Origin of the sequence: Bradyrhizobium sp. SZCCHNR1093 (genome assembly GCF_032381175.1) — a bacterium.
GTDB lineage: Bacteria > Pseudomonadota > Alphaproteobacteria > Rhizobiales > Xanthobacteraceae > Bradyrhizobium.
Genome location: NZ_JAUHJJ010000007.1, coordinates 144839 through 158958 on the forward strand (window position 1 = coordinate 144839; position 14120 = coordinate 158958).

Genomic DNA, 14120 nt, shown 5'->3' on the forward strand with positions numbered 1-14120 from the left:
CGTCCTGGCGGCTGCGCCGGAGAGCCGCGCCATCGCCATCCCGGCAAACCTCCGGACGACGAGCAGCTTACCGCAGTCGCTAAACATGATGCGCTGCAAACGTCGCGAAAACGCGCTTGACATGTTTAGTCATTCACAATCTACTAAACAAAATACTTAACTCGGACGGATGATCCGGGGCCATGGGGAAACGCTTGCGGCTCGCGCTGTCGTTGTGACGGCGCCGCTCGCCGCAGGCCATGCATCGCCGTCACCCACGCGAAGCGGGGACGGCGCCAACAGGGAGGGAGTGCCAGATGAAGTTGCTGCAGACATTTGCACTGACGGCGACGGTCGCCGCTGCGACCGTGCTCGGCGCATCCGCGCCGGCACGCGCCGAAGGAAAGACCATCACCTTGTGCTGGGCCGCCTGGGACCCGGCCAATGCGCTGGTCGAGCTGTCCAAGGACTTCACCGCCAAGACCGGCGTCAGCATGAAGTTCGAGTTCGTGCCGTGGCCGAACTTCGCCGACCGCATGCTCAACGAGCTGAACTCCAAGGGCAAGCTGTGCGACCTGATGATCGGCGACTCCCAGTGGATCGGCGGCGCCGCCGAGAACGGTCAATATGTCAAGCTCAACGAGTTCTTCGATAAGGAAGGCATCAAGATCTCCGACTTCATGCCCGCCACCGTGGCCGGCTACGCCGAATGGCCGAAGGGCACGCCGAACTACTGGGCGCTGCCGGCGATGGGCGACGCCAACGGCTGGACCTATCGCAAGGACTGGTTCTCACGGTCCGAAATCCGCGAGGAGTTCAAGAAGAAGTTCGGCCGCGAGCTCGACGTGCCCAAGACGCAAGCCGAGCTGAAGGACATCGCCGAGTTCTTCCAGAAGCGGGTGATCGACGGCAAGACCGTCTACGGCGCGGCGATCTTCACCGAGCGCGGCTCGGAAGGCATCACCATGGGCGTCACCAACGCGCTCTATCCGTTCGGCTTCAAGTATCAGAACCCGAAGAAGCCGTATGACATGCAGGGCTTTGTCAATTCCGACGACGCCGTGAAGGGCCTCGAATTCTACAAGGCGCTGTACAAGTGCTGCACGCCGCCCGGCTATTCGAATGGCTACATGCAGGAAGGGCTCGACGCCTTCAAGTCCGGCCAGGTCGCGCTGCAGATGAACTGGTTCGCCTTTTTCCCGGGCCTCTACAAGGACCCCAATGTCGGCGGCGACAAGATCGGCTTCTTCGTCAACCCGGCGCAGAAGGAGAAGGGCTCGCAGCTCGGCGGGCAGGGCATCTCGGTGGTGGCCTATTCGCCGAACCGTGCCGAGGCGCTGGCCTACATCAAATGGTTTGCCTCGCTCGACACCCAGAAGAAATGGTGGGCGCTCGGCGGCTATAGCTGCCACAAGGGCGTGCTCAACGACCCCAACTTCAAGAACACCGCGCCGTTCGCCGCCGACTTTCTGGTGGCGATGGACCAGGTGGTCGATTTCTGGGCCGAGCCGTCCTACGCGCAGCTCCTGCTCGCCATGCAGAAGCGCGTCCACGACTATGTCGTCGCCGACCAGGGCACCGCCAAGGGCGCGCTCGACGGGCTGATCGTCGACTGGACCAAGGTCTTCAAGGAGGACGGCAAGCTCTGACGGCCGCGGCACCTCGCGCACACGCGGGCTGTGCCACGACAATCCCTCCGGCGAGCTTCGGCTTGCCGGGCGGACCAACCAGTCTCACCGCCAGCCAGAAGCAGCCAGTGAAGCAGTCCCTCGCATGACCGACCAAACCGGACTGAGCAGCCTCGTCGACCGCGCCGCCCTCGTGACGCCGCCGGTCGTGGCGGGGCGCGTGCGCGGCCTGTCCGAGCGCGCCATCGCCTGGCTGTTCATCACGCCGACCATGCTGCTGCTGCTCGCGATCAACATCTTCCCGTTGATCTGGACCATCCGGCTGTCCTTCACCAATTATCGCGCGAACCGTCCGAACGCCACCGTGCTCGATGTCGGGCTCGCCAACTACCAGTCGATCCTGACCGATCCGGACGTCTGGGCGGCGATGACGGTGACCGCGCGCTTCGTGTTCTGGACCATCCTGATCCAGACCGTGCTGGGCTTCACCCTGGCCTGGCTGATCGACAAGAAATTCCGTGGCCACGGCCTTTGGACCACGTTGATCCTGCTGCCGATGATGCTGTCGCCAGCCGTGGTCGGCAATTTCTGGACCTTCCTGTACCAGCCGCAGATCGGCCTGTTCAATTACGTCATCGCCGCCGTGACCGGCATGCCGGCGTCGTCGTTCCAGATGCTGGCGCAGGTGCCGCTGGCGCCTTGGGCCATCGTCGTCGTCGACACCTGGATGTGGACGCCCTATGTGATGCTGATCTGCCTCGCAGGCCTGCGCTCGATTCCCGACTACATCTATGAGGCGGCCGAGGTCGACCGCGCCTCGCCGTGGCGGCAGTTCTGGTCGATCACGCTGCCGATGGCGCTGCCCTTCATCATGCTCGCGGTGTTGTTCCGCGGCATCGAGAACTTCAAGATGTTCGACATGGTCAACCTGCTGACCGGCGGCGGTCCAGGCTCGACGACCGAGGTCGCCTCGATCACCTTGAAGCGCGAGGCGTTCGAAAAGTGGCGGACCGGCTATTCCTCGGCGTTCGCCATCATCCTGTTCGTCACCGTGTTCGGTCTCGCCAACATCTACGTCAAGGCGCTCAACCGGGTGAAAAGCCGATGACCGGTCTCGCAACCGCTCATTCCGTCGTCGATCCGTCGCCGCTGACCAAGCGGATCGCGGCAACCGTGGTGATCGCCTATGCCCTGATCACTTTGGTGCCGCTGCTGTGGATCTTCATGACCGGATTCAAGTCGCCATCGGACGCGATCGCCTATCCGCCGAAGCTCGTCGCCGAGCCGAGCCTGGAGGGCTACTGCAATCTGTTCACGACCCGGACCCGGCAGGCCCCGGATTACATGGCCAAGCTGCCGCCGGCTGCCAGTCTGTGCGACCGCATCTCGCGCGGCCGCAACATGGTGGTCGCGGGTCCATCGAACTACATCCCACGCTACGTGAATTCGCTGGTGATCGCGTTCGGCTCGACCGCGCTGTCGGTCGTGCTCGGCACGCTTGCGGCCTACGCCTTCTCGCGCTTCAAGGTGCCGCTGAAGGATGACCTCTTGTTCTTCATCCTGTCGACGCGGATGATGCCGCCGATCGCGGTCGCGATCCCGATCTACCTGATGTATCGCGAGCTCGGCCTGTCCGACACGCGGCTCGGCATGATCCTGCTCTATACGTCCGTCAACATCTCGCTCGCGGTCTGGCTGCTCAAGGGCTTCATGGACGAAATCCCGCGCGAATACGAGGAGGCGGCGATGGTCGACGGCTACACCCGCCTGCAAGCCTTCTTCAAGGTCGTGTTGCCGCAGGCCACCACCGGCATCGTCGCCACCGCGATCTTCTGCCTGATCTTCGCCTGGAACGAATATGCCTTCGCGGTGCTTCTGACCTCGGGCACGGCGCAGACTGCGCCGCCCTTCATTCCGATTATCATCGGCGAGGGCGGCCAGGACTGGCCGGCGGTTGCGGCGGGCACCACGCTGTTCCTGATCCCGATCGTCGTGTTCACCGTGCTGCTGAGGAAACACCTGTTGCGCGGCATCACCTTCGGAGCGGTGCGCAAATGAGCGAGTCGATCCGGAACATGCCTGCCGATGTGGCCACCACGCGCTGGCCACGGGCGCTGCGGCGCGGCCCGATGGAGACGCTGGCGACGATCCTCATTGCGGCGGGCGTGCTGATGCTGCTGCAGCCGTTCGCGCTGGTGCTCTACACCTATTCCTTCATCACCACGCTCGCTGGTGTCGTGATGTTCACCATCGTCTCCAAGTTCCCGGACTGACGCCATGGCCGAGATCCGGATCGAGAACCTGTTCAAGGAGTTCGGCGGCTTTGCCGCCGTGCGCGGCCCAAGCTTCACGATCGCCGACGGCGAGTTCTTCTGCCTGCTCGGTCCGTCCGGCTGCGGCAAGACCACCACGTTGCGCATGATTGCAGGCCTGGAGCTGCCGACGTCGGGGACGATCAACCTCGGCGGCGAGGACGTCACCGTCCGGCGCGCGCGTGAGCGCGACATCGCCATGGTGTTCCAGCTGTTCGCGCTCTACCCGCACATGAACGTGCGCAGGAATATCGCCTTTCCGCTGGTCTCGATGGGGGTGCCCAAGGCGGAGATCAGGCGGCGGGTCGAGGAGGCGGCGCGCATCCTGCGCATCGACCATCTGATCGACCGTCCGGTGAGCGGGCTCTCAAGCGGCGATCGCCAGCGCGTCGCGCTCGGCCGCGCCATTGTCCGCGAGCCCAAAGCGTTCTTGATGGACGAGCCGCTCGGCGCGCTCGATGCCGAGTTCCGTCACATCATGTGCGGCGAGCTGCGCGCGCTACACGACCGGCTCAAGGCGACCACTGTGTTCGTGACTCACGACCAGCTCGAGGCGATGTCGATGGCCGACACGATCGCGGTGATGAATCGCGGCGTCGTGGAGCAGCTCGGAACGCCCCAGGAGATCTACGACCGTCCCGCCACCATGTTCGTCGCGGACTTCATCGGCTCGCCGGCGATGAACTTCATCCGCTTCGAGGGCAGGCTAGGCGCCGGCACGAACTGCGTGCGCATCGACGACGCCGAGATCGGCGTGCCCGAGCTGCGCGAGGATGCCGGGAGCGACGAGCTGGTTCTCGGCGTGCGGCCGGAGCAGGTGGCGCTCAGCGCGGAAGGCGGGCTGCGCGGCGAGGTGTTTGGCACCGAATATCTCGGCACCACCCAGATCATCACCGTCATGACGGCTCGCGGCACCGTCAAGGCGCGCGCGCCCGCGGCGGTCCGGATTGAGCGCGCCGAGCCGGTCGGACTCAGCTTCCGCGCCGACCGGCTATCGCTGTTCAACGCCGCCACGGGCCGTGCAATCCGCACGGCGCTGTATGAGCAGCCGGTGAGAGGAGGGCGCCATCATGGCTGAGACGCGTCTCAACGCCGTCAGCAAGTCGTTCGGTTCCAAGCCGGCGGTTCGGGATTTGTCGCTGATCATCCGCGATGGCGAGCTCGTGGTGCTGCTCGGGCCGACCGGCGCCGGCAAGACCACGACCTTGCGCCTGGTGGCAGGCCTCGACATGCCGGATGGCGGCAGCATCACCATCGGCGGCGTCGATCAGACGAAAGCGACGCCGGCCGCGCGTGACGTCACGTTCGTGTTTCAGCAATATTCGCTCTATCCGCATCTTTCGGTGTACGACAATCTCGCCTTTCCGCTGCGCTCGCCGGTGCGCAAGATTCCTGAGGCTGAGATCAAGCGCATCGTCGGAGACGTCGCGGGGATGCTGCGAATCGAGGACAAGCTCGGCAACCGCGCTACTCAGCTCTCGGGCGGTCAGATGCAGCGCGTGGCGATCGGCCGCGCGCTGGTGCGCAGGCCTGCGATCGCATTGCTCGACGAGCCCCTGTCCTCGCTCGACGCCAAGCTGCGTTCCGAGCTGCGCATCGAGCTCAAGCGCATCCAGCAGGATCTCGGCGCCACCATGCTCTACGTCACCCACGACCAGATCGAGGCGATGACGCTTGCCAACCGCATCGGCGTGATCGAGCAGGGCCGGCTGGTGCAGGTCGGCAGCCCGCGGGAGGTCTATGAGGATCCGGCCAATACCTATGTGGCGACCCGGCTCGGCAGTCCCGGCATCAATCTGCTGCCGCGTGGGCTGTTCCCGGATCTCGCAGTGCCGGGCGACGTCGCGACGATCGGCGCGCGCACCGAGCACATGACGGTCCGGCGCGCCGAGACCCGTGCGGACGCACGGGTGAAATGGATAGAGCATCTCGGCGATCAGAATCATCTGCATATCACGCTGCAGGACCAGACCATCGTCAGCCTGGTCGAGCCGGATACGGAATTGAAAGTCGGCGACGCCGTCGCTATCGAGTTCACCCGGCCGCTGCTGTTCGACCGGGCGGGCCAGCGGGTGAGATAGACAATGGACCAGGCGTTCAAGCGCAGGCTGATCATGGCGATGGCCGATGCCATCATCGCGCATGCCGAGGAACTGACCGCGCTCGATTCGGCGATCGGCGACGGCGATCACGGACTCAACATGAAGCGCGGCTTCGAGGCCGTTCTCGCCGATGTCGAGAACATTTCAGCCAAGCCTCTTCCCGAGGCGCTGAAGGCGGTCGGCATGGCGCTGGTGATGAAGGTCGGCGGTGCGTCCGGTCCGCTCTACGGCACGCTGGCGATGGGACTTGGCAAGGTGCTGCCATCAGCGCCATCTGCCGCTGAAGCGGCGGCGGCGCTGGGGCGTGCCATTGCGGACGTGAAAGCCCGCGGCAAGTCGGAAGCAGGCCAGAAGACCATGCTCGACGTCTTGATCCCGGTGCAGGCAGCTTTTGCGGCCGGTGGCGACGATCTCGCCGCCCGGCTGCCCGCGATCGCTGGCGAAGCTGCCGACGCGACCGTGCCGATGCTGGCGATCCGCGGCCGTGCTTCGTTTCTCGGCGAGCGTTCGATCGGACACATGGATCCCGGCGCGCGCTCCTCCAGCCTGCTCGTGCAGGCGATCTGCAGCGTATTCAATGAGGCCTGATCATGAGTGAGCAGAAGAATGTCGGCATCGTCATCGTGTCGCATTCCGCCAAGGTGGCGGAAGGCGCGGCCGACATGGTCAGGCAGATGGTCGGCGACAGCGTGCCGCTCGCGGCGGTCGGCGGCAATGCCGATGGCGGACTCGGCACCGACGTTGGCGCCATCATGGGCGCGATCGACAAGGCATGGTCGGAGTCAGGTGTTGCGATCCTGGTCGATCTCGGCGGCGCTGAGACCAACAGCGAGATGGCGGTGGAGATGATGCCGGAGGAGCGGCGCGAGCGCATCGTGATCTGTAACGCGCCGCTGGTCGAAGGCGCGGTGATGGCGGCGACGGAAGCCTCCGGCGGCTCGCCGCTCGATGCGGTGCGCGCAACCGCCGAAGAGCTGATGGGCGGATGAGCAGGAACGAGAATGGCTGACGGTGGAGAGATCGGCATGCAGGAAGCGAAGGCGCATGCGCTGCTGACCAACGAGGTCGGGCTGCATGCGCGGCCCTCGGTCAAGCTGACCCAGCTCGCCAAGCGCTTTGCGTCGACCATCGAAGTCGCGATCGCGGCCGACGGGCCCTGGACCGATGCCAAGAGCCCGGTGAAGATCATGCGCGTCAAGGCCGCCAAGGGCGAGACGCTGTTTCTGCGCGCCAATGGAACCGATGCCGAGGCCGCCATCGCCGCGCTGGTCGATCTGGTGAACCGCAAGTTCGACGAGGAGTGACGATGGAGCGGCGTATCTTCGGGCGGGCGGCGTCGGACGGGCTGGCCATCGGGCCCGCGGCGATCCTGCATGCGCTGGAGGGCGCCAGCCGGAGGAAAGGGGCGATCGCCGAGGAGCATGAAGCGCTCGCCGTAGCGGTCGCGCATGCGCGCGAGGCCGTGGCCGAGCTGATCGGCAGGCTCGAGGGAGACGCCGCCGAACTGATCGGCTTTCAGCTCGCGCTGCTCGAAGACGATGCGCTGACGGAGGCGGCTTACGTCCAGATCGAGGGCGGCGTCGCTGCGGATGCGGCCTGGCGCGCGGCGATGGCGGAGGAGATGGCGGGGTATGAGTCCGCCGAGGACGAATATTTCCGCGCCCGCGCCGGCGACCTCGCCGACATCCGGGATCGCGTGCTGCGACACTTGTTCGGCTTGCAGCAGAACGGCAAGTTGCCGAAGGGGGCGATCGTCGTTGCGCGTGATCTGGCGCCATCCGCTTTCCTCGCCATCGAGTGGACGAATGGAGGGGGTATCGCGCTCGGCGAGGGCAGCCCGACCAGCCATGTCGCGATGTTGGCGCGCAGCCGCGGCGTGCCGATGGTGGTTGGGCTCGGTCACGATTGGGACAAGCTGACAGGGGATTTGCTGGTCGATGGCGGTCGCGGTGTCGTCATCGCCGATCCCAGCGCGCACTCTGTCGCCGCCGCGCGGGCGGAGGACGAGACGGTCTCGCGCCGCAGGGCGGAGGCAAGGGCGCGGCAGCACGAACCGGCACTGACGCGCGACGGCACCTTCGTTTCCGTGCTCGTCAACATCTCCGGTCCTGGTGATATGACGGCGCTGCCAGCCGCAGCGTGCGATGGCGTCGGTCTGGCGCGCACGGAGTTTCTCACCGGCAACCTGCTTCACGACGAGGAGGCGCAATATCACGCCTATGCCGAGCTCGTGCGCTGGGCCGAAGGCCGGCCGGTCACGATCCGCACGCTCGACGCGGGCGGCGACAAGCCGATTCCGGGCTACACGATCGACGGTGAGAGTAACCCGTTTCTTGGCCTGCGTGGCCTCCGTCTGTCGTTGCGTCATCCCGAGATCTTCCGTGTTCAACTGCGCGCGCTGGCGCGCGCGGCTGCGCTCGGACCGCTCAAGGTGATGCTGCCGATGGTGACCAATGCAGCGGAGCTGGACGTCGCGCGTCGTCATCTCCGCGCCGTGCTCGCCGAATTGGCCGCCGGCAACGTCGCGTTCGCCGCGCCGGCCTTCGGAATGATGGTCGAGGTGCCGGCTGCTGCGTTGGCAGCGCATGACTTCGCTGCGGACTTCTTCTCGATCGGCACCAACGACCTGACCCAATACGCGACCGCTGCTTCGCGTGACGGCGCCGAGGTCGCCGACTATGCCGACGTGCTGCATCCCGGGGTGTTGGCGATGATTGCCCATGTGGTGCGCGCTGGTCGTGCGCGGGGCGTGGAAGTCTCGATCTGCGGCGACGCCGCCGGGGATGTCAGAGCCATTCCGGCGCTGCTTGGGGTCGGCGTGCGCGCGCTGTCAGTTGCGCCAGGCCTGCTGCCGCTGGTGAAGTCGGCGATCCGCGAGCTTGACCTCGCCAAGGGCACGGAAAAGGCCGCGGGAGAGGGCGCATGAGTGACCAGGATGCATCGGGGGGCGCAAGCCCGCTCGCCGAATACAAGGCGATCCTGCGCGCGGTGATCGACAGCCGTCCCTCCGGCACACGGCAGCGGTTGGCGGAGGCGATCGGCAAGAATCGCAGCTTCATCTCGCAGATCGTCAATCCGGCCTATGCGACGCCGATCCCGCTGCAGCATCTCGAGACCATCTTCCACATCTGTCACTTCTCGCCGCATGAGCAGCAGGCGTTTCTGACCGCCTACCGCGCCGCGCATCCGGGCCGGCTGGACGAGGCCGAGGCGCAGCGGCCGATGCGGCGCCTCGTGGTCGAGCTGCCGGACTTCGGCGACCCCGCGCTCAACGCCCATGCCGACCGCATCATCACCGGCGTCGCGCGCGGCATCACCGCGCTGATCTCAGCCAACGAAAACAACGACGACGCCGAACCGGGAGGGAAGCCATGAAGAAGCTGATCAACGCCGTTTCCGACGTCCTGACCGAGAGCCTGCAGGGTTTTGCCGCCGTGCATGGCGACATCGTCACGCTGGGCGAGGACAACAAGTTCGTTCGCCGCAAGAGCCCCAAACCGGGCAAGGTCGCGCTGATCTCCGGCGGCGGCTCCGGCCATGAGCCGCTCCATGCCGGCTTCGTCGGGCCGGGCATGCTCGATGCCGCCTGTCCGGGCCAGGTGTTTACATCGCCAACGCCGGACCAGATGCTCGCGGCCGCGCAGGCCGTGGACACAGGCGCGGGCGCGCTGCTCATCGTCAAGAACTACGAAGGCGACGTGATGAATTTCGCGATGGCCGCGGAGATGATGGAGGGCAAGGTCGCGACCGTCATCACCGACGACGACGTCGCCGTCGAGACCTCGACCTATTCGACCGGCCGCCGCGGCGTTGCCGGCACGCTGGTCGTGGAGAAGATGCTGGGTGCTGCGGCCGAGCAGGGCCGCGATCTCGACGCGCTGAAGGCGCTTGGTGACGACGTCAACAGGCGCACGCGGTCGATGGGCGTGGCGCTGACCTCTTGCACCGTGCCGGCCGCCGGCAAGCCGACCTTCACGCTCGGTGACGACGAGATGGAGATGGGCGTCGGCATCCATGGCGAGCCCGGCCGCCGCCGGGTCAAGCTGGCCTCGGCCGATGCGATCGCCGAGGAGATGATGGGCGCGATCCTGGCCGATCTCGCGCCCAAGTCCGGCACGCCGTGCTTGCTGCTGGTCAACGGCTTCGGCGCAACGCCGGCGATGGAATTGTACGTGATGGCCAATGCGGCGCGGCGCATCCTGGAAGGCCGCGGGCTCGCCATCGCGCGCGGGCTGGTCGGCTCCTACGTCACCTCGCTCGACATGGCCGGCTGCTCGCTCACGGTCACCGCGCTCGATGAGTCGACGATGGCGCTGTGGGACGCGCCGGTGCACACGGCCGCCCTGCGCTGGGGCTGCTGAACCGAGGTCCGCTCAGCGGATCTCGTTGGAGTAGTAGTGCTGCGCCGTCGTGGCGCGGTGCTGGCTGAGGATCGCCAGCGCGCCGGTCTGGTCATAGGCTTCCTCGTCGATGACGAGCACGGCGGCCGGCGCGGAGAGGCCGAGCAGCTTGCGGTCCTCCTTGGTGGCGACCTCGGCCGTCACCTTCTCGCGCACCGCGGCGATCCGGAGGCCATAGGCCTCGAGCAGATGGCGGTAGATCAGGGCAGGGACCTTCTTCGGCTCGCGCGGAAATCCCGCCACGCGGCTCGCGACCATCGAGATCCGCGAATGCAGCACCGGCGCGCCGGCGACGCGGCGGATGCGATGAAGATGCAGCAGCGGCTCGCCGTCGGCCACGCCGAACAGCGCCGCTTCGGCCGGCTCGGCGGTGCGGGTCGTCACCGACAGCACCTCGGCTTGCGACTGCAGCAGGCAGCCGTCGGCGCCGAGCAGGCGGAAGTACTGGAAGAAGAAGCTGAGCCCATGCTGCGACGCGCGGCCCGTCACCACCGTGCCGGTCTTGCGCCGCCGCATCAGCATGCCGCCCGCAGTGAGGTCGGCCAGCGCCCGGCGGATGGTGCCGACGGCGACGCCATATTGATTGGCGAGCGCGACCTCGCCGGGCAGCACCGTCCCCGGCGGCATGTCGCCGATCAGGATCGCCTCGGCGATCTGGCGCTTGACATGCTCGTAGAGCGGCACCGGCAGCGCGCCTGGACCCGCACCCACTCCGTCTGCCGCTTTGCTGGCCACAGCTGCCTTTTTCATGGAATTGACAAATGCCGCGTCGTGAATTCTATTTCTATATAGAATATAGGATTGAGCAGACGGCAAATGATTTCTCAGGGCATTCCAGTAGATCGGAGCCAGCCCGGCCTGGCCGGCGCCTTCGCTGCGATCGACGGCATGGCCGAGACTGCCGTCGAGGAACTGCGGAAGCTGGTGGCGGTCGATACCAGCTTTCCGCCGGGCGCCGGCTACGATGCCTTTGCCGGTGTGATGGAGCAGCTCGCTAGGCCGCTGGCGCTGGATTGCGAGCGCGTGATTGTCCCGGAGGATCTATGGCGCGCACCGGGGGCGCGCGGACCGCGTACGAATCTGATCGCACGGCGCCGCTCCGGCAGACCGGTGCTCGGGCTCTATTTCCATGTGGACACAGTACCGGCGGCGCCCGGCTGGGCGACCGATCCGCTGCAACTGAGCCGCGACGGTGACCGTCTGACCGGACTCGGCGCAGCCGACATGAAGGGATCCGTCGCGGCAGCGCTGCTCGCGCTCCGCGCCGCGCAGCAGACTGGATTGTCGCTGGCCTATGATCCGATGCTGCTGCTGTGCACGGACGAGGAGGCGGGGCTTTATCCCGGCGTGCGCTACCTTGCCGAACAGGGGCGCCTCGAAGGGCATATTCTGAATTTCAACGGCAGCGCCATGCCGCGGATCTGGGCCGGCTGCTTCGGCCTGTTCACGCTCACGGTGCGCGTTCGCGGCACGGCGGCCCATGCCGGCGAGCAGCGCCGTGCCGGCGCCAACGCGATCGAGGCGGCCCTGCCGATCCTCAATGCGCTCTCCGCTTTGAAGCCGCTCGTCGCGCAGCGGACATCGGCGTTGCCGCCACCGCCGCAGGCGGCTGGACCGCTCACCGCGAGCCTCGACATCTCGGCTATTCATGGCGGCCAATGTGGCGGACAGATCCCCTCGCTGGTCGAGATTCTCCTGTGCCGCCGCTATGCGCCCGAGGAGGACTTCGCCGCCGCGCGCCGCGAGATCGAAACGGCGATCCGGCAGGCGGCCGGCATGCTCGACGTCGAGATCATCCTCACCGGTCATCTGATGCCGACATCCGATCCCGGCGGGCCGCATTGGCCGCGCTGGCAGCAGGCGCTGTCGGCCGGTTTCGGCTACGCGGCCGAGGACTTCGCCCGATGGGGGGCGTCCGGCTGCTCCGATTTCGGCTGGGTGCAGCAGGCCACGGGCCTGCAGGAGGTGCTGCTCACGGGTCTCGGCAGGCCCGATAGCCGCATCCATGCGCCGGGCGAATCGACGACGCTCACCGACATCGTCGCATTGGCGAAGTCGGTGCTGGCCTATCTTGCAGCCGAGTTCTGTCCCGAGCTCTCTCCCGAAGCCATCACGCCCGAAAAGGACTTCGCCCGATGCCGTCCGTGACTCGTCGTCATTTCCTTGCCGGCTCCGCGCTCGCGCTTGGTGCCCTGCCGCAAGTCTCTCTCTCCGCCGAGGCGCCCAAGCGCGGCGGCGTTTTGCGGATCTCGGTCGATCAGGGCGCGGCCGTCATTCACCCGCTGCTCGCGCGCGTCAATCCGGAATACCTTATCACCGAGCTGCTCTATTCCAACTTGACCCGGTTGAAGCCGGACATGTCGGTCGAGCCGGACCTCGCGTTGTCGTGGCAGGCCGGCGCGGGGCTCACCGAGTGGACGTTCAAGCTGCGGCCCAATCTCAGCTTCCACGACGGCTCGCCGCTGACGGCGGAGGATGTCGTCGCGACCTTCAAGGCGATCCTCGATCCGAAGACCGCGTCACCGGCGCGTACCAATGTCGGCCCGATCAAGGATGTCGCCGCCGTAGATGCGTCGACCGTGCGGTTCACGTTATCGGTTGCCTTCGCCGATTTTCCGGTCGCGCTCGCCTACAACAATGCGCGCATCGTGCCTGCGAAAGTCGTTGCCGCCGATCTCGCCAGCCTCGCCACAAAGGCGAATGGTTCAGGGCCGTTCAAGCTCGTGTCCTATGAGCCGGACCGCAAGATCGTCGTCGAGCGCAACCCGGTCTATTACGATCCCGCGCGGCCTTCACTCGATCGCGTCGAGATCCTCGTCTATCCCGACCGCACCGCCGAGGCATCGGCTCTGATTTCGGGCGACATCGATCTCATGTTGTCGACCACGCCCGGCGAATATGAGCGGCTCGGCAAGGCCAGCGGCGTCAAGGCGGTGCGGATCCCCTCGGGGCAGTTTCTGAACGTCAACATGGGCTGCGACCAGAAGCCGTTCAACGACGTTCGCGTGCGCCAGGCGCTGGCGCTGACCATCGATCGCGAGGCCATGGCCGGCTTCGTGGCCGGCGGCTATGGCACGCCCGGCAACGACACGCCGCTGAGCCCCGCCTACCGGTTCTATCAGGACAGCAAACTGAAGAAGCCCGACATCGCCAGAGCCGGGCAATTGCTCGCCGATGCCGGCTATCCCTCCGGCATCGACCTGACGATGGTGGCATCCGACAAGCCGGACACGCGCACGCAGCTCGGCGTTGCGATCCGTGAGATGGCGGCGCCCGCCGGCTTCCGCATCAACGTTCAGACGATGCCGCACGCAACCTATCTCGATCAGGTCTGGAAGAAAGGCAATTTCTACGTCGGCTTCTACAACATGCAGTCGACCGCCGACGCGATCTTCAAGCTGCTCTATACCTCGGATGCGGCCTGGAACGAGACGCGCTGGAACAATGCGCGCTTCGACGAGATCGTCAATGCGGCGCGTAGCGAGACCGACGATGCCAATCGTGCCGCGCTCTATGCGCGGGCCCAGACGATGATGAGCGAGGAGGTGCCGTCGGTCATTCCGGTCTTCTTCGACATCCTGGCGGCGCAGCGCGCCTATGTGGAAGGCTACCAGCTGCATCCGCGTGGGTCGGTGTTCCGGCTCGATCTCGTCTCGCTCGGCGCCGGCGCGCCCAAGCGCAGCTGAGGCAGGATCCGAG

Annotated in this window: 15 protein-coding genes; 14 read left to right on the forward strand and 1 reads right to left on the reverse strand. The window is 66.3% G+C overall.

Going from position 1 to position 14120, the window contains the following annotated elements; translation table 11 throughout:
* Nucleotides 1-296 precede the first annotated feature (296 nt).
* From QX070_RS22475 to dhaK, 12 genes are all read left to right on the forward strand, one after another.
* A complete protein-coding gene (locus QX070_RS22475; protein WP_315739279.1) occupies nucleotides 297-1628 on the forward strand; it encodes an ABC transporter substrate-binding protein in 1332 nt (443 codons plus the stop codon).
* Between the two features lie 124 nt (nucleotides 1629-1752).
* On the forward strand, nucleotides 1753-2715 hold the full coding sequence (locus tag QX070_RS22480) for a sugar ABC transporter permease (RefSeq protein WP_315739280.1): 963 nt from the start codon (nucleotides 1753-1755) through the stop codon (nucleotides 2713-2715).
* The gene (locus tag QX070_RS22485) at nucleotides 2712-3665 is read left to right on the forward strand and encodes a carbohydrate ABC transporter permease (RefSeq protein WP_315739281.1); all 954 of its coding nucleotides are present in this window, start codon (nucleotides 2712-2714) and stop codon (nucleotides 3663-3665) included. Before QX070_RS22480 ends, QX070_RS22485 begins: the two co-directional genes overlap by 4 nt.
* Before the next feature lie 17 nt (nucleotides 3666-3682).
* Nucleotides 3683-3880: a hypothetical protein gene (locus tag QX070_RS22490; protein ID WP_315739282.1), complete on the forward strand. Its 198-nt coding sequence runs from the start codon at nucleotides 3683-3685 to the stop codon at nucleotides 3878-3880.
* A gap of 4 nt (nucleotides 3881-3884) precedes the next feature.
* Nucleotides 3885-4997, forward strand: a complete 1113-nt coding sequence (locus tag QX070_RS22495; RefSeq protein ID WP_315739283.1) for an ABC transporter ATP-binding protein — start codon at nucleotides 3885-3887, stop codon at nucleotides 4995-4997.
* Complete coding sequence (locus tag QX070_RS22500; RefSeq protein ID WP_315739284.1) at nucleotides 4990-6000, forward strand: ABC transporter ATP-binding protein; 1011 nt, start codon at nucleotides 4990-4992, stop codon at nucleotides 5998-6000. The genes QX070_RS22495 and QX070_RS22500 overlap by 8 nt, the downstream gene beginning before the upstream one ends.
* Before the next feature lie 3 nt (nucleotides 6001-6003).
* Nucleotides 6004-6609 carry a dihydroxyacetone kinase subunit DhaL gene (dhaL, locus tag QX070_RS22505; protein WP_315739285.1) on the forward strand — a complete coding sequence of 202 codons (606 nt, stop codon included), beginning with the start codon at nucleotides 6004-6006 and terminating at the stop codon, nucleotides 6607-6609.
* Nucleotides 6610-6611: 2 nt separating this feature from the next.
* A complete protein-coding gene (gene dhaM, locus QX070_RS22510; RefSeq protein ID WP_284416623.1) occupies nucleotides 6612-7010 on the forward strand; it encodes a dihydroxyacetone kinase phosphoryl donor subunit DhaM in 399 nt (132 codons plus the stop codon).
* A gap of 12 nt (nucleotides 7011-7022) precedes the next feature.
* Nucleotides 7023-7325: an HPr family phosphocarrier protein gene (locus tag QX070_RS22515; RefSeq protein WP_315739286.1), complete on the forward strand. Its 303-nt coding sequence runs from the start codon at nucleotides 7023-7025 to the stop codon at nucleotides 7323-7325.
* 2 nt (nucleotides 7326-7327) lie between these two features.
* A complete protein-coding gene (gene ptsP, locus QX070_RS22520; RefSeq protein WP_315739287.1) occupies nucleotides 7328-8947 on the forward strand; it encodes a phosphoenolpyruvate--protein phosphotransferase in 1620 nt (539 codons plus the stop codon).
* On the forward strand, nucleotides 8944-9396 hold the full coding sequence (locus QX070_RS22525) for a hypothetical protein (RefSeq protein WP_315739288.1): 453 nt from the start codon (nucleotides 8944-8946) through the stop codon (nucleotides 9394-9396). Before ptsP ends, QX070_RS22525 begins: the two co-directional genes overlap by 4 nt.
* On the forward strand, nucleotides 9393-10382 hold the full coding sequence (gene dhaK / locus QX070_RS22530; RefSeq protein ID WP_315739289.1) for a dihydroxyacetone kinase subunit DhaK: 990 nt from the start codon (nucleotides 9393-9395) through the stop codon (nucleotides 10380-10382). Before QX070_RS22525 ends, dhaK begins: the two co-directional genes overlap by 4 nt.
* Before the next feature lie 12 nt (nucleotides 10383-10394).
* Here dhaK and QX070_RS22535 read toward each other — a convergent pair whose 3' ends face one another.
* On the reverse strand, nucleotides 10395-11171 hold the full coding sequence (locus QX070_RS22535) for a GntR family transcriptional regulator (RefSeq protein WP_315739290.1): 777 nt from the start codon (nucleotides 11169-11171) through the stop codon (nucleotides 10395-10397).
* Between the two features lie 66 nt (nucleotides 11172-11237).
* Here QX070_RS22535 and QX070_RS22540 point away from each other — a divergent pair, with 66 nt between their 5' ends.
* Both QX070_RS22540 and QX070_RS22545 read left to right on the forward strand, forming a co-directional pair.
* Nucleotides 11238-12569 (forward strand): M20 family metallopeptidase, encoded by a 1332-nt coding sequence (locus tag QX070_RS22540; RefSeq protein WP_315739291.1) that lies wholly within the window; start codon nucleotides 11238-11240, stop codon nucleotides 12567-12569.
* Entirely contained in the window at nucleotides 12557-14107 is a 1551-nt protein-coding gene (locus QX070_RS22545; protein WP_315739292.1) for an ABC transporter substrate-binding protein, read from the forward strand. Before QX070_RS22540 ends, QX070_RS22545 begins: the two co-directional genes overlap by 13 nt.
* The last annotated feature ends 13 nt before the right edge of the window (nucleotides 14108-14120 follow it).